The organism is Emticicia sp. GW821-FHT11C11 (assembly GCF_058808615.1).
Map to the genome: position 1 here is coordinate 22,928 of NZ_JBXARV010000005.1, position 18,219 is coordinate 41,146.

At 39.5% G+C, this 18,219-nt stretch carries 16 protein-coding genes; 6 read left to right on the forward strand and 10 right to left on the reverse strand.

The features are described from left to right. Positions 1–146: 146 nt before the first annotated feature. The 4 genes from rpoN (at position 147) to AC1RRY_RS21745 (ending at position 5,030) form a co-directional block, all read left to right on the forward strand. On the forward strand, positions 147–1,574 hold the full coding sequence (gene rpoN / locus AC1RRY_RS21730; protein WP_492823874.1) for an RNA polymerase factor sigma-54: 1,428 nt from the start codon (positions 147–149) through the stop codon (positions 1,572–1,574). Positions 1,575–1,616: 42 nt separating this feature from the next. Continuing rightward, positions 1,617–3,047, forward strand: a complete 1,431-nt coding sequence (locus AC1RRY_RS21735; protein ID WP_492823876.1) for a sigma-54-dependent transcriptional regulator — start codon at positions 1,617–1,619, stop codon at positions 3,045–3,047. Positions 3,048–3,129: 82 nt separating this feature from the next. Further along, positions 3,130–3,594: a response regulator gene (locus AC1RRY_RS21740; RefSeq protein ID WP_492823878.1), complete on the forward strand. Its 465-nt coding sequence runs from the start codon at positions 3,130–3,132 to the stop codon at positions 3,592–3,594. Next, on the forward strand, positions 3,591–5,030 hold the full coding sequence (locus AC1RRY_RS21745) for an ATP-binding response regulator (RefSeq protein WP_492823880.1): 1,440 nt from the start codon (positions 3,591–3,593) through the stop codon (positions 5,028–5,030). Before AC1RRY_RS21740 ends, AC1RRY_RS21745 begins: the two co-directional genes overlap by 4 nt. A 20-nt stretch (positions 5,031–5,050) precedes the next feature. On the opposite strand, the gene AC1RRY_RS21750 is transcribed toward AC1RRY_RS21745, so the two are convergent. Both AC1RRY_RS21750 and AC1RRY_RS21755 read right to left on the reverse strand, forming a co-directional pair. Beyond that, positions 5,051–5,881, reverse strand: coding sequence for a TspO-related membrane protein (locus AC1RRY_RS21750; protein ID WP_492823882.1), 831 nt, complete (start codon positions 5,879–5,881; stop codon positions 5,051–5,053). Then, positions 5,878–6,804 (reverse strand): YihY/virulence factor BrkB family protein, encoded by a 927-nt coding sequence (locus tag AC1RRY_RS21755; protein ID WP_492823884.1) that lies wholly within the window; start codon positions 6,802–6,804, stop codon positions 5,878–5,880. The genes AC1RRY_RS21750 and AC1RRY_RS21755 overlap by 4 nt, the downstream gene beginning before the upstream one ends. A 470-nt stretch (positions 6,805–7,274) precedes the next feature. Between AC1RRY_RS21755 and AC1RRY_RS21760 the strand changes: the two genes are divergently transcribed. Further along, the gene (locus tag AC1RRY_RS21760) at positions 7,275–7,745 is read left to right on the forward strand and encodes a Dps family protein (RefSeq protein ID WP_492823886.1); all 471 of its coding nucleotides are present in this window, start codon (positions 7,275–7,277) and stop codon (positions 7,743–7,745) included. Positions 7,746–7,877: 132 nt separating this feature from the next. On the opposite strand, the gene AC1RRY_RS21765 is transcribed toward AC1RRY_RS21760, so the two are convergent. The 3 genes from AC1RRY_RS21765 to lpdA all read right to left on the reverse strand — a co-directional run bounded on the left by AC1RRY_RS21765 (position 7,878) and on the right by lpdA (position 11,192). Continuing rightward, the gene (locus AC1RRY_RS21765) at positions 7,878–9,128 is read right to left on the reverse strand and encodes a glycosyltransferase family 4 protein (RefSeq protein WP_492823888.1); all 1,251 of its coding nucleotides are present in this window, start codon (positions 9,126–9,128) and stop codon (positions 7,878–7,880) included. 46 nt (positions 9,129–9,174) lie between these two features. Further along, positions 9,175–9,474, reverse strand: coding sequence for a hypothetical protein (locus AC1RRY_RS21770; RefSeq protein WP_492823890.1), 300 nt, complete (start codon positions 9,472–9,474; stop codon positions 9,175–9,177). Between the two features lie 326 nt (positions 9,475–9,800). Next, positions 9,801–11,192, reverse strand: coding sequence for a dihydrolipoyl dehydrogenase (gene lpdA / locus AC1RRY_RS21775; protein ID WP_492823892.1), 1,392 nt, complete (start codon positions 11,190–11,192; stop codon positions 9,801–9,803). Positions 11,193–11,524: 332 nt separating this feature from the next. On the opposite strand from lpdA, the gene AC1RRY_RS21780 reads away from it, so the two are divergent. Beyond that, positions 11,525–13,573 carry a M13 family metallopeptidase gene (locus AC1RRY_RS21780; protein ID WP_492823894.1) on the forward strand — a complete coding sequence of 683 codons (2,049 nt, stop codon included), beginning with the start codon at positions 11,525–11,527 and terminating at the stop codon, positions 13,571–13,573. Positions 13,574–13,658: 85 nt separating this feature from the next. Here the strand turns inward: AC1RRY_RS21780 and AC1RRY_RS21785 are convergent, their stop codons facing one another. The 5 genes from AC1RRY_RS21785 to ribH all read right to left on the reverse strand — a co-directional run bounded on the left by AC1RRY_RS21785 (position 13,659) and on the right by ribH (position 18,187). Further along, positions 13,659–14,354: a DsbA family oxidoreductase gene (locus AC1RRY_RS21785; RefSeq protein ID WP_492823896.1), complete on the reverse strand. Its 696-nt coding sequence runs from the start codon at positions 14,352–14,354 to the stop codon at positions 13,659–13,661. Positions 14,355–14,525: 171 nt separating this feature from the next. After that, on the reverse strand, positions 14,526–15,797 hold the full coding sequence (gene serS / locus AC1RRY_RS21790; protein ID WP_492823898.1) for a serine--tRNA ligase: 1,272 nt from the start codon (positions 15,795–15,797) through the stop codon (positions 14,526–14,528). 51 nt (positions 15,798–15,848) lie between these two features. Further along, the gene (locus AC1RRY_RS21795) at positions 15,849–17,177 is read right to left on the reverse strand and encodes an aspartate kinase (RefSeq protein ID WP_492823900.1); all 1,329 of its coding nucleotides are present in this window, start codon (positions 17,175–17,177) and stop codon (positions 15,849–15,851) included. 49 nt (positions 17,178–17,226) lie between these two features. Further along, positions 17,227–17,703 (reverse strand): SRPBCC family protein, encoded by a 477-nt coding sequence (locus tag AC1RRY_RS21800; protein WP_492823902.1) that lies wholly within the window; start codon positions 17,701–17,703, stop codon positions 17,227–17,229. Between the two features lie 4 nt (positions 17,704–17,707). Continuing rightward, positions 17,708–18,187: a 6,7-dimethyl-8-ribityllumazine synthase gene (gene ribH / locus AC1RRY_RS21805; protein ID WP_492823904.1), complete on the reverse strand. Its 480-nt coding sequence runs from the start codon at positions 18,185–18,187 to the stop codon at positions 17,708–17,710. Between the last annotated feature and the right edge of the window lie 32 nt (positions 18,188–18,219).

Below are 18,219 nucleotides of genomic sequence, written 5' to 3' on the forward strand. Positions count from 1 at the left end.
ATTTCCCACCTTATTAAAACAAAAAATAATAACTTTTCTAATATACTGATAATCAAATTATTAGAATTACTTTTTTTGATTTTTTCTGACATTCCAGAGTCTGGGCTGTAAATTGATATATATAGGCTTATATAAAACCTTATGCCATGCTAAATCTCAGCCAGACCCAGAAACAAACCTTAAGGATTTCTCCGTCTCAGATACAACTACTAAACTTTCTGCAACTGTCGACACTGGAGCTTGAAGAGCATATAAAAACAGAATTGGAAGAGAACCCAATGCTGGAAGAGGCAAGTACAAGTGACGATGCTGAGACGGATGATTTTGACCGTGAAGAAAAAGACACGATTCAAGGCAGTAGCGCCGACTACCTTGATTGGGACGAGTATGACGATGATACCCCCAACTACAAAACCCAACTGAACAATTATAGCAGTGATGATGACCTTTATTCTGCGCCAATAATACAACAAACATCCTGGCGTGACGATCTGAAAGAGCAACTCCATGTACTGGCTCTTACCGAACGCCAGCAAATGTTAGGCGATTTTGTTATTGATTCTCTTGATGAATATGGCTTTCTTAAATATGATGCAGAAGCCTTAGCTGATGATGTTTCTTTTACCAATAATGTTTTTGTTGATGTGCCGGATGTAGAAGAAGTAATAAACATTATACGTAAGCTTGAGCCTCTGGGTATAGGTACTTCCAATCTTCAGGAATGCCTGCTGATTCAGCTTGACCGCAAAAGAGAAGAAGGACTAGACGTTGATCTGGCTTATGATGTGGTAATGAATAATCTGGATGATCTGGCCGGGCGAAATTATGAGAAAATCATGCGCTCTCGCGAGATATGCACCGAAAAGCTCAAACAAGCCATTTGCCTTATTACTTCTCTCAATGCCAAGCCCATTTCGGAAGAAAACACGAGTTCTATTCTGATAAAAGATAACATTATACCAGATTACCTTGTTTTCTATGAAGACAACAAGATTGAAATATCGCTCAATAGTAACCAGATTCCACCGTTAAAAGTAAACAACTCATTTAATGACCTGTTGCAGGGGAATCATGATAAAGCCGCAGTACACTATATCCACACCAAAGCATCAGCAGCAAACTGGTTAATTGATGCCATTCGGCAAAGAGAAACCACTATGCTTAAAGCCATGAAAACCCTTGTGAAAATACAGGAGGAGTTTTTTAAATCCGGAAATGTTCAGAAACTAAGGCCAATGACACTGAAAGATGTAGCGGAGATTATTGGAATGGATATTTCAACGGTATCAAGAGTAACCAGTGGTAAATATGCCCAGACACCTTTTGGTACTATTCATTTAAAAGACTTATTTTCGGGTGGTATTTTTACAGAATCCGGAACGGAGGTGTCTAATCGTGAGATTCAGCAAACATTAGCAGCCTTGATTTCGAGCGAAGATAAAAATACACCGCTTAACGACTTTCAATTAGCCGACATGCTGGCTCAGAAAGGGTATCCGATTGCCCGGCGTACTGTGGCAAAATATCGTGACCATCTGGGTATACAGTCGGCACAATTAAGACGTGTTTTATAATTTCTATTTTCTAAATTGCTAAAAATCAACCATATATAACTTATGCAACGTATCCTTGTTATTGATGATGACACTGATATTTGTCTTTTGCTACGTCGTTTTTTAAGTAAAAACGGCTACGAAGTGGCTATCGCTCAAAACGGAAATACAGGTCTTAGTTTATTAGAAGAATTCTCTCCCGATTTAGTCATGACCGATTTCCGTTTGGGAGATCTGGACGGAGGACAAATTCTGCGCAAAATAAAAGAGCGCTTCCCTGATGTTCCGGTACTTATCATCACGGGCTATTCTGATATAAAAATAGCCATTGATGTAATGAAGCAAGGTGCTTTTGACTATATCACAAAACCACTTTTTCCGGACGAAATCCTGCTTACAATCAAGAAAGCGCTAGGAACAGAAAAAACAGAAAACAATACACAAACCACTGTTGAAAAAAACAATGGCGCTACTAAATCCACAATTAAATCGTCCAGAGCCCGGTCTGACAATAGTTATATTTTCGGAAGCGGGCCGGAATCCAAAAACCTGTACCGCCAGATAGACCTGGTTGCACCTACCAATTACAGCGTTATTATTTATGGCGAAAGCGGCTCAGGCAAAGAGTCGGTGGCTCAGGAAATACACAAAAGAAGCAAAAGAGCCAACGGCCCTTTTGTGGCAATGGATTGCGGTGCCATATCGAAAGAACTGGCAGCCAGCGAAATGTTCGGCCATGAGAAAGGCTCATTTACCGGAGCATTAAACCAGAAAATCGGACATTTTGAAATGGCAAACGGTGGCACCCTGTTTCTTGATGAGGTTTCTAACCTGCCTTATGATGTGCAAGTAGCCTTGCTACGTGTGGTACAAGAAAGAAAATTACGCAGAATAGGCGGCAGCAAAGAGATATCGGTTGATGTACGAATACTGGTGGCTTCGAATGAACGATTAATGGAAGCATGCCGTAAAGGGAAATTCAGAGAAGACCTGTACCATCGTTTCAACGAGTTCAGCCTTGATGTGCCACCTCTAAGAGACCGCAAGAGCGATATTATGGAGTTTGCACAGTTTTTTCTTGAAAACACCAACGATGAGCTTGGCAAAAATGTAATAGGTCTTGATGAAGACGTGAAAGCGGCTTTTTTGAGTTACCCCTGGTATGGCAACCTGCGCGAAATGCGCAATGTGGTAAAGAGAGCCACTTTGTTGTCAGACGGTGATTATATAGAATCGAAGTCTTTACCTTTTGAAATCATCAACTATTCGAGGTTATTGTTTTCAGAACCGTCTCAGTCTACTGTCAGTGAAGACATCGTACCCAAGCATGAAGAGCCTGCTAAACCCAATTTAAAATCAGCCGCACTCGATGCGGAGTACGAAATGATTTTGCAAGTACTGAAGCAGGTAAATTATAATAAAAGTAAAGCCGCTCAGGTTTTGAGTATCGACCGGAAAACGCTTTACAACAAAATGAAAAGTTACAATCTATAACTTACATAATTACTTAACCCTGAGTATACGGCTTTAAATATAAATAATTATAAAACCTCCACTCTCTAAAATTTGACAAGTAATGATTCAATTTCAAAAAGACAAAACCAGTATTATGATTTTAATGGCTGATGATGACCCGGATGACAGAGCCATGACCAAAGAAGCCTTAGAAGAAAATTTCTTATTAAATGAGCTTCGTTTTGTAGAAGATGGCGCAGAATTGATGGACTATCTGAAACGCAAAGGTAAATATGCGGATCCGGACAGCTCACCACGCCCCGGAGTTATTTTACTCGATTTGAATATGCCCAAAAAGGATGGCCGCCAATGTTTAAAAGAAATAAAGTCGGATGATGAACTGAAGAGTATTCCGGTAATTGTGCTTACTACTTCTAAAGCGGAAGAAGATATTTTAAGAACATACGATCTGGGGGTAAATAGTTTTGTAACCAAACCGGTTACTTTTGTTGAATTGGTAGAAGTAATGAAAAACCTTGGGACCTATTGGTTTGATATCGTTCAATTACCCAAACTTAGCTCATGAAAGAACTCGACATAATAAGGGTTTTAATCGTGGATGATGATGAGGATGATTTTTTCCTGACAAGCGATTATATTAACGATATCCAAGGCAAAACGTTTACCATCGACTGGGCAAAGAACTTTGATAATGCCGTAGAAAAGATTATTTCCTACGAGTATGACATCTGTTTTTTTGACTTTCTGTTAGGTGCAAAAACTGGCCTTGATTTGCTCAAAAAAGCTATTCAGGAAGGATGCCAAAGCCCTATTATTCTTCTTACCGGCAAGGGCGACCAAAAGATTGACATGGAAGCCATGAGGCTGGGAGCAGTAGATTATCTGATAAAAAATGAACTGGACACCGAAAAACTGGAACGTTGTATCAGATACTCGCTCGAACGCGCCGATACGCTTAAAACCCTCCGTGAAAGTGAGCAGCAATACCGAACAATATTTAATCATGTCCGGCAGGGCATTATCGTCACACAACCGGAAGACGGCAACTTTATTTACTATAATCCGGCAACTTTAGAAATGCTGGGCTATGAAGCTGAAGAGCTCAGCAACATGAGTACAGCCAGAATTTTTGAAAAACACGAAGTATGGCAGTTGTTTAATGAGAAACTGGACGAAAACGGTAATCTGGATAAATTTGAAGCTATTTTTCTTACCAAAAAAGGCGAAAGAAAAATTTGTCTTATTGATGCCCAAAAACAAAAAAACAGCGAAGGCCGGGAGTCTTTCCTGAGTATTATTCATGATGTAACTGCTCAGAGAAAAGCAGAACGTGAGGCCCTGATGCTTGAGAAAATGGCCGCTACCGGCCGTTTAGTACGCACGCTTGCCCATGAGGTCCGCAATCCTTTAACAAACATCCATTTATCTGTTGAACAACTGGAAAGCGAATTTGATGATGAAGACGCCAAGCTTTTTCTGGGCATTATCAAGCGCAACGGCCAGCGAATCAGCGATCTGATAACAGAATTGCTCAATAATTCTAAACCATCAGATCTCGCATTTTCAAGAATATCTGTTCACCGGATTCTGGATGAAACACTCGAACAAGCCATTGATCGCATCAACCTGAAAAATATCGTTTTAGAGAAAATGTATGGAGATGATGCATTATTAAACCTGGACAGCAATAAGATAAAGATTGCTCTTCTGAACATCATCATCAATGCAGTAGAAGCCATGGAAGATGGAAAGGGCATTTTATTGATTAAAAGCCACATTGCCGACAACTATTGTTATATCTCTATTAAAGATAATGGCACGGGTATCAGCCCTGAAAACATGAGCCGCCTTTTTGAGCCTTACTTTACTGCCAAAAATAATGGCATCGGGCTAGGCCTCGCTGCAACGCTAAATATTATTCAATCTCATAAGGCCACCGTTGATGTCAACTCAGAACTTGGCAAGGGAACTGAATTTGTTGTTACTTTCTCTCTCAATTAAAAAAAATGAAGCTTCCTTTTTTACGGATGATTAGTGCGGACATGCCTTTTTCTGAAAACACTTTTTAGCAACTCCACCAATACAGCGACTGCCAACAGGATAATCCCTGCCCAGGCGCATAATACAATGTAATGATAGTAAACCGTATAACTGTTGCGTTCTATAATAATGCCGCTTAATGCCCAGATAACAGCTAAACCTATATAGACATTATCAAATTTTAAAACAGCAACAACTCCTATCGCTGACCCTATCAGTACCATCATTGCTGCCCATGACTCTTCGCTCATACCAACACCCCTCCATCCGTAACTCACAAGCAATGCCGTAATATTGGCAATGGTGGCAATGCAAATCCATCCTAAATACAGACCAAAAGGAGCCTTTACAATAAAACTGCCGGAGCCCGTCAGCTTAGGTGCTAATGCCCTGATTTCTTTGTTTAACCCAATCAGTCGGCTAAGCAACAATATCATCAACACTACACTCAGCCAGATGAGGTCATAATGCCAGGCAATAATCCAGCACATATTGATTAAACAGGTAAGAATAAATGCCCGGTTTATTCTCTTGATTGACTCCCTCTCAACCGAATCTGTTTTAGAATTAAAACTGCTTGTTAACTGGTAGATACATAAAACAAAAAGCAAGAGATAAATGACACTCCAGATGGAGAAAGTAAGTGGTGCCGGAACGAATAAATTAGAATACTGATCTGAAACCTGACCAGTGTTTTTGCCATTGATGGGTAAAAAATTGGCCAGAAAATTGACAAATACCATTCCCAGATAAAACAGAATGCTAAGTATCTGAAGTGTTCTCAATGCAAGTGTGTCCGATTTAGTTTTCATTGTTGTTTCATTTTAATTTCTATTTCTCTTTTTTCTAATAACACGGCATTTTTGTTGGGGGTTATTGGTGTTCCGTAATAGCGCGTATACACTTTGGTGAATTCGGCACCTAAAAACAGGATAGTAGACGAATAATATACCCATAATAGAATTATTACTACTGAACCTGCTGCCCCGAAGGTGGTCAGGACACTCGACTGCCCCAGATAATACCCAATCAGAAATTTACCGGCCATAAAGAATATGGCTGTAACCCCTGCCCCCAGAAAAGAGTCTTTCCAGGCGATTTTACCATCTGGCAGTACTTTAAAAATAATAGCAAATAGCAGCGTGATAACTGAAAAGACAATAAGCAGGTTTACGCCAAAGAAAAAATATACCGTTACGTCTTCAAAAAATAATTGGAGACGCCTGCTGAAAATATCAAGTAGCGTATTGACCAACAAAGATACTATCAGCAAAAAACCCAGAGACAATATCAATGAAAACGACAAAAGCCGATTAAACAAATACTTCAGAATACCATATCTGGGTTTGGCTTTTAATGACCAGATATAATTAATCGAGTCTTGTATTTCGGCAAAAACTCCGGTTGCCCCAAGCAGCAATGTTATGGTACCTATCATAGCAGCCAACCCGGATTTTTGTGATAGCCGGGCGTTTTTAATCAGTTCTTCTATCTGCTTGGCCGCGTCTTTTCCGATAAGCCAGTTAATTTGCCCGTACACTTCTCCCTGAATGGCTTCCCGCCCATAAAAAATACTGGCTACAGATATAATAACCACCAGCATTGGCGCCAATGAGAAAATCGTGTAATAAGATAATGAGGCACTCAGCTTGGTTGCGTTGTCGGCACTGAATTCATTAAATACCTCTTTTGCAAAAGAGAAATAGGTTTTAAATCTTGTTTTTAAGGACTTCATATAGTGGGGTGATGTAAAATTTAACTCTGGCTGTAATTGCGGCAAGCCAATCTATAGCGCTTTTAGTATATGTTAAATAATACATACCAGCACGCTTATGAGACAAGAAAATACGTATGGGGCAAAATTTCCACATTTATTTTCCCAAAATACCCCACTTTCCCCAATTTTTTTTAAAAAAAGTCATCAAAGCCTTAAAAAAAATAATGGAATAAAATTTTTAATCTATTAGGTGTAAATCGTTTCATCAAATTATTGAAATCATGACACCAATCATCTTCATAATAGGCATAATGACCATGTTGAGTATGGCGGTGATCTTGTTAAAGATTGTAAATCACAATCCACAAAGTTGGTATGGCAGAGCAAAAAGCTCTCAAAATCATGACTTCAATAATTTCATGAAGCGGGCGAAAATTTACTCTTCAAAAATGAAGAGAGCCCACATAGCTTAACGCAACTTTGTAGCCATGAAAACCCATATAGGTTTACCTGAAGAAGATATAGAAAAAATTGTTGATATTTTACAGGTGGTGCTAGCAGACGAACATGTGATACTGACTAAAACCCGTAATTATCATTGGAACATTAAAGGTCCACGCTTCATAGAGTTACACAAGTTTTATGAAGACCAGTATAAGGTTATCAGAGATGTAATAGACCAGCTTGCTGAACGTGTAACCCAGTTGGGGCATCAGGCAAATGGAACTATGAAAGATTTTCTGGGAACTACAAGACTTACAGAAGGACCTTATGAAGACAAACAAGATGCTCAGATACGCCATTTGTTGACAGACCACGAAGCGTTTATCACCAACTTGCGTAAAGACATTAAAGATATAGATGAAACCTTAGGAGATGCAGTTACAACTGATTTACTCACTGGTTTCATGGGGCAGCATGAAAAAATGGCATGGATGCTCCGCGCGTTTTTAGGGTAGTGTTTAGGTTAAAAAAGGTGGTACAAAAGGGGCAATTTTTGCCCCTTTTGTATTTGTAGACAGTCTGACGGTTTAAGCAAGACACTCATACTAAAAAGTAATTTAACCGATAGGATTGGACAATAATATGTTTTAGCAATTGCTCACTTTTTTGTATATCCTAATAGTTTCATCCACATTTGTTACTCTATTGTGCCTTTTTTCAGCTTCTGCAATTCCCCTTTGACTCAAACAGATAGAGAGCTCATCGTTTTCAAATATTCTTTTTATATGATTCGCTAATACCTCAACATCATCAAAAGAGTATAAAAGCCCGGATTCGCCGTGCTCTATCATATCCGATATCCCTCCAACATAAGAAGCCACACAAGGCGTGCCAATTATTTGTGCTTCTCCTAATGAATTCGGACTATTTTCAACGACCGATGGACATACAAAAACATGTGCTTTTTGGTATTGAACAATCATCCGGTGTTCGTTCAAAGCCCCTAAAAACACAAAATGATTGGTTAATTTATTCTTCTTAAGTAAACCCCTTATAATTTTTCCATATCCATTTAATCTTATTCTGGCACTAAGGGTATCAATTTTAGTAAGAGGATGTCCTCCAACATATACTTTCAAATTCGGGAAATAATTGATCAGGAGACTTACAGCGGCTATAAATTTGTGTAACCCTTTTATAGTATAACCAGCCTGGCTTAAGAAAACAGTATATCGTTCACATTGGTGAATATCCCATTTTTGAGCTGTATAAAAACTATGTCTAAGACATTCATTACAGAAATGATATTCAATGTCAGGATTAACCGCCAAGCTATGACTATAATCCCAATTGGTTCTTCCTATGACGTGGCGTACTTTTCTTAAGTACTCTTTTTCTATTAATCCTTTCTTATAGAAATAATTTCTTTGATTCCAGATAGTATCAAGTTTAATTATATCTCTGAAAGTAATATTCCACAAAATCTGTTTAAAACTAAGGCCTGTGTAATAGCATCGGGCAAGGATTGATACCAACGCCTGAATAGATATAACATATTTTTGTTCAGGATTGCTTTTTATACAAGCCATTCCAAAGGCACACTCAGTACCATGAATATGAATAATTTCAGGCTTACATTCCGATACGACCTGTTTCCATAAAGGTTCTAATTTTTTGGTTTTCTCCCCTTTTAATGGAAGTAAGTAGTATATTATATTGTTAACTTCTATTTTCTTCAGTTCAGAGCCTTTATAAATAGTTGCGACAGATAACTTTATATTTTGGTCGGTAAGTGCGTCTGCTAAACCATACATCCATCCACATATAATGGGAGGGGACATATTTAAGTATTTACTCGGTTCAGGAAAAATTGTGTTGGTTATCCAAAGAACATTCATGGTCAGTTATTCATAAAATCAAGGCAAGATTCTATTAATCTCTCCTTTAATTGTTGGTGGTGGTTTTTGTTTTTAATAGTACTTTTTTGCTTATCTTTTTCTCAGAGAAAACAAAGTCAGAAGTTAATATCCCCTGATTGTAGTTAATTCTATTGAACAACTCTCTTAATCCCTCAAGCCTGCAATAACTGGTTTCAGTCTGATTCATATCTTCTATGAATATTACAGGTTGTCCACAGCTATTGAGGCAATGAATCCTGCTAGTAATTACTAACTTTGCCCGTGCATATTTGTTCAATAATTGTTCAGCATAATTGTATTTATCTTCTTCCGATGTAAATTCCATTTCTTAAAGTTTCCACTTCGAAAACCTTTCTATATCGCCTAAAAAAGGCCGTGATTTTAAATCACTTCGTTTTTTCAATTTGAAATCGTATTAAAGTTTAATAAGTATAGATTTAGAGAGTTTTGTATGACAATATGGTAAAAAAACCAGTAATAATTAAAAAAAGCACACCCAATGTTTCAAGTTGAGGATATTTACTTAACAAAACTCATGTTACAATAAACAATTTATAAATAAAAATTAGGAACCACCATCAATACCGACATAAAAAAAGCACTTACAACTAAATGTAAGCGCTTCTTTAAGCCTAGTCGGTCATTTATTCTTTACAAGTGTATTACCTCACCATAAGCTGCGGCTGCGGCTTCCATAATAGCTTCTGACATGGTAGGGTGCGGGTGAACCGACTTGATGATTTCCATGCCGGTTGTTTCCAGTTTACGGGCCACAACTGCTTCACCAATTAGTTCGGTTACATTGGCGCCAATCATGTGGCAACCTAACCACTCGCCGTATTTGGCATCAAAAATCACTTTTACGAAACCTTCAGGACTACCGGCAGCTTTTGCTTTACCAGATGCCGAGAACGGGAATTTACCCACTTTAATTTCGTATCCTGCTTCTTTAGCCGCTTTTTCGGTATAACCTACTGACGCGATTTCAGGAGTACAGTAAGTACAGCCCGGAATATTTTTGTAGTCGATTGGCTGTGGGTGATGCCCTGCGATTTTCTCAACACAGATAATACCTTCTGCTGAGGCTTTGTGTGCCAGAGCAGGCCCCGGAGCTACGTCACCAATGGCATAATAGCCAGGTACGTTCGTTTCAGACCATTGGTTTACTGTTATTTTACCTCTGTCGGTAGCAATGCCCACTTCTTCCAGACCGATGTTCTCGATATTGGCTACTATACCTGCTGCCGAAAGAACCAGATCTGTTTCAATTTTAATCTCTCCGGTTGGCGTTTTCACGGTCGACACACATCCGTTACCACTGGTATCTACTTTTTCAACACTTGAATTTGTAAAGATTTCAATACCCGCTTTTTTGTAAGCCTTTGCCAGTTCTTTCGAGATGTCTTCATCTTCAACCGGAACAATGTTCGGCAAAAACTCTACAATAGTTACCTTAGTACCCATGCTTGCATAAACATAAGCGAATTCTACCCCGATAGCCCCCGAACCAATCACCAACAGCGATTCAGGTTTTTTCTCAAGGCTCATCGCCTTGCGGTATTCTATTACTTTTTTGCCATCAATCGGTACATTAGGCAATTGTCTGGCTCTTGCGCCTGTAGCAACAATAATATGTTTACCTTCAATTTCTGATTTTTTACCTTCTGCATCAGTAACTTCAACCTTTTTGCCGGGCTTAACTTTACCAAAACCATAGATCACATCAATCTTATTTTTTTTCATCAGAAACTGAACCCCTTTGCTCATGCCTTCCGCTACTCCGCGAGAACGTTTGATAACTGCTTCGAAATTGGCATTCGCTTCTCCTACTTCAATACCGTAATCTTTTGCATGCTTAATATATTCATAAACCTGAGCCGACTTCAACAAAGCCTTTGTTGGAATACAACCCCAGTTAAGGCAGATACCTCCCAGGTTTTCTTTCTCAACAATGGCAGTTTTCATGCCTAATTGTGAAGCCCGAATAGCAGTTACATAACCGCCGGGCCCACTCCCAAGTACAACAACATCATACTGTGCCATAATCTATGATTTTCTGGTTTATATAAATTTTGATGCAAAATTAGACAAAATAGCTTATCTGCAAAATCCTTTTTGTTTACGACAAGGCGAGGAAAGCCCTTCAAAAAACAAAACCTTTTGTAGCAGAAAAGCCGTTCTATTTTTATTTAAACAAATAAATCGTGCTATTAAATCCCGGTTATTCATGAATGATTTTCAAAGTGTATTCCTCCACTATCATTTTTGCAAACAGATGGTTTTATCGTTTATTTAAACAGATAGCTGCTTTTTCAAGAAATCTTCCCTAATTTCGAAATCATTTATATCATGCCTTTTTAAATTTTATAAACACTATGACCGCATCTAAAGGTTTTATATCAGGCGTTCTATTGATTGCAGGTATTTACTTGTCATCCTGTCAGTCAAAATCTTCTGAATCTGCTCAAAGAGATATACTAGCCGAAGTGGCAGATACTACCGTATCACCCGGTGATGATTTCTTTAAATATGCCGTAGGTACATGGATAAAAAACAATCCGATTCCGGCGTCTGAAAGCGGCTGGGGAATTGGCAGTCTGGTACAGGAAGAGACCTACAAAAGACTAAGAAATATCAGTGAAGAATCAGCTAAAAAATCTGGTAGTGCAGGTTCTAATGAGCAGAAGATTGGTGATTTCTGGTTTACGGGCATGGATAGCCTTGGCATAGAAAAACAGGGAATAAGCCCTGTAAAGCCTGATTTAGACCGTATTGCCGCTATTAAAGACATTGACGGCGTATTAGCTGAAATCGCGCTTCAGCAAACCTATGGAATTGGGGTACTATTCAGCAATTACGTTTTTCAGGATGAGAAAAATAGTGAAGAGCAGGCATTGCATCTTTATCAGGGAGGTATCGGTTTGCCAGACAGAGACTACTATTTTAATACCGACAGCCGGAATACCAACATCCGGAAAGAATATAAGGCCCATCTGCAACGTATGTTTAAACTATTGGGTAACGATGAGGTAATTGCCACCAAAAACGCTGCTAATGTATATGCATTGGAAGAAACTCTGGCAAAAAACTCTCGCAAGATTGAAGACTTAAGAGACCCCTATAAAAACTATAACAAAATGGATTTGGCCGCGCTCGATAAGCTCGCTCCGGCAATGAAATTCAGCAAATTGTTGAGCGACATGAAAATGCTGCATGTAAAAAGCGCTATTGTAGGTCAGCCGGAATTTTATACTGCCATTAATAAACTCCTTACTACAACCCCTGTTGATAATTGGAAAGCCTACCTTACATGGAATTTCATAAGCAATTTTGCCAGTGAACTGAACAGCCCTTTTGCCAAAGAAGATTTTTATTTTTACAGAACCGTATTACGTGGGGTGAAAGAAATGAAACCACGCTGGAAAAGAGTTCTGGATTCAGAAGAAAATTTACTGGGTGATGCTTTAGGGCAGCTCTTTGTGAAGAACTATTATTCTGAAAAAACCAAAAAACGCTATGAAGAGCTGGTGAAGAATATTTTCAGCACTTATAAAGAGCGGATTGAAAAATTGGATTGGATGTCGGACAGTACCAAGCAAAAGGCTTTACTGAAACTATCGACAGTAACTCCAAAAGTGAGTTATCCTGACAAATGGAAAGATTTTTCAAAACTCGACATCAAGCGTGACTCGTATGTACAAAACATTATAAGAGCCAACCAATGGTGGTATGAATACGGCGTCAATAAAATCGGTAAGCCTGTTGACAAAACGGAATGGGGAATGACCCCACAAACTTATAATGCTTATTATAATCCGTCAAACAATGAAATTGTATTACCGGCAGCCATTTTCTTTGTGGCAGGCTTTAGCGATGAGCAACTGGACGACGCCATCATTTACGCTTATGCCGGTGGTTCGACCATAGGCCACGAAATTACACATGGGTTTGATGATCAGGGCCGGCAATTTGATGAAAAGGGGAATCTGAGAGATTGGTGGACGAAAAAGGATAGCGATGAATATAACAAAAGAGCCAAAGGAATTATTGAGCAGTTTGATAACTATGTGGTGCTAGACTCCCTTCATGTAAGAGGAGAAGCCACACAGGGTGAAAACATTGCCGATTTGGGGGGCGTGATATTAGGATTGGAGGCTTTTAAGAAAACTGAGCAGTATAAATCGGGTAAGAAAATCAATGGTTTCACACCTCTACAAAGATTTTTCTTAGGCTATGCGCTGGCATGGATGGGACACACGCGGGATGAAGCTCTGGCCAATCGAATCATGACTGACGTACATGCACCGGGTTTCCTTCGTGTAAATGGCCCGGTAGTAAATATTGATGAGTTCTACGAAGCATTTAATATAAAGCCGGGTGATAAGATGTATCGCACTCCGGAAAAGAGAGTCAGAATCTGGTAATAGATTTTATATTTACCATAAAATCAATCAGATAAACAGAGAGGGGGGTTAAATTAACCCCCCTCTCTGTTTATTTAATACAATCCTAACAATTTTCTCCACCTATTTCGCAGGCATCACCGCTTACTTCAACAGGTTTCATTTCTTCCGCTACTTTTTCCAGAGCATCTTTAAAAACCGTGGCCGGTTGGGCACCGCTTAAACCATATTTGTTATTCAGTATAAAAAATGGTACTCCCGAAACACCCAGGTTCTGAAAATGTTTGATTTCCTGTGTTACCCAATAGGCAATCTGGTCGTCAGCAAGAATCCCCTCGGTTTTTTCACGGCTCCAACCAAAATCTTCCATGAAAGCAAGGACATTTTCTTTTTCGGAGAAATCAACGCCATCAGTAAAATAGGCTTTAAAAAGACGTTCTTCTAAGGCGTTTTGTGTCCCTTCTTCACGTGCTATGTGCAATATTTTATGCAAGGGTATGGTATTGATTACCTTTGGCATTTTCTCGAACTCAAACTGAATGCCTGCTTTAGCTCCTACACCTTCTACTCTCTCGTGCATTTGCTGAATGCGCTCGGCACTCCCGAATTTGTTAATAAAGTATTCTTCACGAGAGAGACCCTCTGCCGGAATGGTAGGGTCTAACTGAAAGGGGTGCCAAGTAATATTAAACTCCTGATTTTCGAAACCAGCCAAGGCCTCTTCGAGATGTTTTTTACCTATATAACACCAAGGACAGGCAACGTCTGAGACTATATCTATTTGAATGGGTTTATTTGTCATTTCACTATTTATTTTTAATAATTAAACTACCCCATTTAAAGAATAGTTCAAATTATGTAGCAACATATAAGTGCTGCACCTAAAGACTAAAAAGCATTGTCAGCACTTAAAGACCAATAAAAAATGCGAGGTAAATAACCTCGCATTTCTCTGTATAAGTTATTGATTACCTCAATTAATTATATCAAAACCGCAGTAAGGCACCAGCACTTTTGGAATCCTGATACCCTCGGGTGTCTGATTATTTTCCAGAATTGCTGCCAATATACGAGGCAATGCCAAAGCAGATCCGTTCAGTGTATGCAGCAACTGTGTTTTGCCGTCTACCTTGTAGCGCAGCTTCAAGCGATTGGCTTGATACGCCTCAAAGTTTGATACTGAGCTACACTCCAGCCATCTTTTTTGTGCGGCAGAGTATACCTCAAAATCGAATGTCAAAGCCGAGGTGAAGCTCATATCACCGCCACACAAACGAAGAATACGATACGGCAGTTCGAGTTTATTCAGCAAGCCTTTCACGTGTTCTACCATTTCATCCAGTGCCTGATACGACTCTTCCGGTTTGCGTATCTGCACTATTTCAACTTTATCGAACTGGTGTAAACGATTCAGACCTCTTACGTGTGCACCCCAGCTACCGGCTTCACGACGGAAGCATGGCGTATAACCTACGTTTTTAACGGGCAGCTCATTTTCTGACAGGATTACATCGCGATAAATGTTCGTGATGGGTACTTCGGCAGTCGGAATCAGATATAAATCATCGGCAGTGGCGTGGTACATCTGTCCTTCTTTATCAGGTAGCTGTCCTGTTCCAAAACCTGAGTCTTTATTAATGAGAATCGGCGGTTGAATTTCACCATAACCTGCTGCCAGCGCTTCGTCCAGAAAGAAATTGATCATGGCACGTTGTATCCTTGCCCCTTTGCCTTTATAGACCGGGAATCCGGCTCCGGTAATTTTATTGCCTAAATCAAAATCAATAATGTTGTATTGTTTGATTAACTCCCAATGCGGTTGTGCTGTTTCGGGCAGCTCAGGTATTGCACCTTCCTCAAATATGTTCACATTCTCTTCTGGTGTACGCCCTTCAGGTACACTGACATGAGGTAGATTCGGTAATGTTACCAATACTTCATACAGTTCAGCTTCCAGACCTTTCAGGTCTTCTTCCAATACTTTTGATTGCGCTTTTAATTCGGCTGTTTGGGCTTTAGCGGCTTCTGCAGCCTCTTTTTTACCCTCTTTCATTAAACCGCCTATCTCTTTCGCCAATGCGTTTGACTTTGCCAGCGTGCCATCCAGTTCTGCCTGGGTTTCACGACGTTTCTGGTCAATGCCCAACAGTGTTTCTACAGTTTCTTCAGCATTTTTAAGATACTTACGCTTCAGACCGTCGATAGTAGCCTGTTTGTTTTCTTTTATATAATTGAGTTGTAACATAATATTCTTGGTAATTAGGCCATAGATAAAATCTTATGGCCTTCTATAGTATCATTCAAAAGTAAATAAACCTTCGTTTAAAGCATTCAGGGCTGATTCTTTGTCTTTGGTATCAACCAACAAAGAAATGTTGTGCTCCGAAGCTCCATAGGCAATCATTCTGATAGGTATGTTTTTCATTGCATCTAACACCTTCAGGGCAACACCTGCCTTATCTGCCTTGAAATCACCCACAATACAGATAATCGTCTGGTTGCGGTCGTGCTCTTCCAGATCGGCTATCTGGCTAAGGGCCTCACTAATTTTGTCCAGATTTTCAGAATTGTCTATTGTTACAGCTACCGACACTTCGGAAGTTGTAATCATATCGACCGGTGTTTTATATTTCTCGAAAACCTCAAACACTTTGGTTAAAAACCCGTAGGCATTCAGCATACGAGTGGAGTGAATATAAATAGCCGTAATGCCGTCTTTGGCTGCAATGGCTTTAATTTCAGACTCTGTTGTGTTATGCGCTATCACTGTGCCAAATGCCTTTGGCTCCATAGTGTTTTTCAAACGCACGGGTACTCCTCTCATTTTTGCAGGTGTGATGGTATTTGGATGTAAAATTTTTGCTCCGAAATAAGCCAACTCCGCGGCTTCTTCAAATGTCAGTTCACGCACAGGGAAAGTTCTCTTGACGATACGGGGATCATTGTTGTGCATGCCGTCAATGTCTGTCCATATCTGAATTTCTTCTGCACTAATGGCTCCCCCAATTAGTGAAGCAGTATAGTCAGAACCTCCGCGTTTCAGGTTATCAACTTCACCGCGAGGATTACGGCAGATGAATCCCTGGGTAATGAATATTCCGGTATCAGACAATTGCGTAAGCATGGCCGTTAGCTTATCCTCCGTAAAACTTAATACAGGCTCGTTGTCGGCATCAATCAGCATGAAATCTAAGGCAGGCAATAACGCAGAGTTTACACCTTCTTCTTTCAGATAGGCCTCAAACATCTGTGTTGAAAGCAATTCTCCTTCTGCCACAATTTCCTTCTCCTGCTTTAATGTAAAAGGTTTGATATTTACCAGCGACCGGATAAAGTTAAACTCTTTATCTACAATCGCTTTGCCTGCATTATAGCCTGCGTCGGTTTTATATAAATCTTTAATAAAAGCCTGATAATGCGCATAGAGGGCATCTATTTTTTCGATGGCTTCGGTATCGTTATTTGCCTTCAGAGATTCACCGATAGAGATAAGAGCGTTTGTTGTGCCTGAAAGGGCTGATAAAACAACAATCTTACGCTGACTATCTTCTGTAATCAGTGTACGAATAGAGTGCATGCGCTCCGGTTTCCCTACGGATGTACCGCCAAATTTCCAAACTTGCATTTTTTGTGGTTCTGGTTTTGTTTTACTATATATGAAATAATTATTCTTATTAATTACCTAATATTTCTCTCCACCTACCCGATTCCGCCGTTTCTTTAATACATCGATTCCTTTCTACCAGAAACTTCTTTAAGTAATTTTCAAGCACTAAGGAATTGGCTATTTTACCCAGGAAACCAAGTGGTGATTCAAACATAAAAATATCTTTCATCAAAACGCCATTATTGGCTTTTATATAATGATGCTCATGCCTTAATGACTTAAATGGCCCTTTTTGCATTTCATCTACAAAATACTCAGGTCTACTGGCTTCCGTAATTTTACTGTTTAGTTCTAACCAAAGACCAAAATGCTTTGCTCTCCATGTAACACTCTCTCCAAGCTGCATAATCCCATTTCTAACACCATCTACAACATGCTCTTTTGTTTGGGCTGTTGAAAGCTGATGCAAATCCACACTCAAAGACAAATCGTAACAGATTTCAGGAGTTGAATGTATGAATGTTTCGAGAACTATTTTCGACATTTCCTTATTGTAATCCTAACATCTTAATAGCCGTAATTGCCGCCTCATCACCTTTGTTGCCATGTATTCCGCCTGCGCGGTCTAATGCCTGCTGTTGATTATTGGGGGTTAATACCCCAAAAATAACAGGTTTGTTATATTTCAATGCAACATCGGTAAGCCCACCGGCCACGGCATGATTAATATAATCGTTATGCTTGGTTTCTCCCTGTATCACACACCCAAGGGCAATTACCGCATCTATTTCCGGTTTTTGTGCAAATATCTGCGAGCCAAAGCTTAATTCATAACTGCCGGGTACATTTGCTCTTGTGATATGCTCAGCTTTTACACCATTGTCAAGCAAGGTCTGATAAGCTCCTTCAAAAAGTGCCTCTGTTATTTCACTATTCCATTCGGCTACAATAATGGCAAATTTTTTGTTGCTCACATCAGGCAGGCCTGTGGTACTGAATGTGCTAAGATTTTTATTTGCTGACGACATACTGTTAAATATACTTGATAAACAGATACATT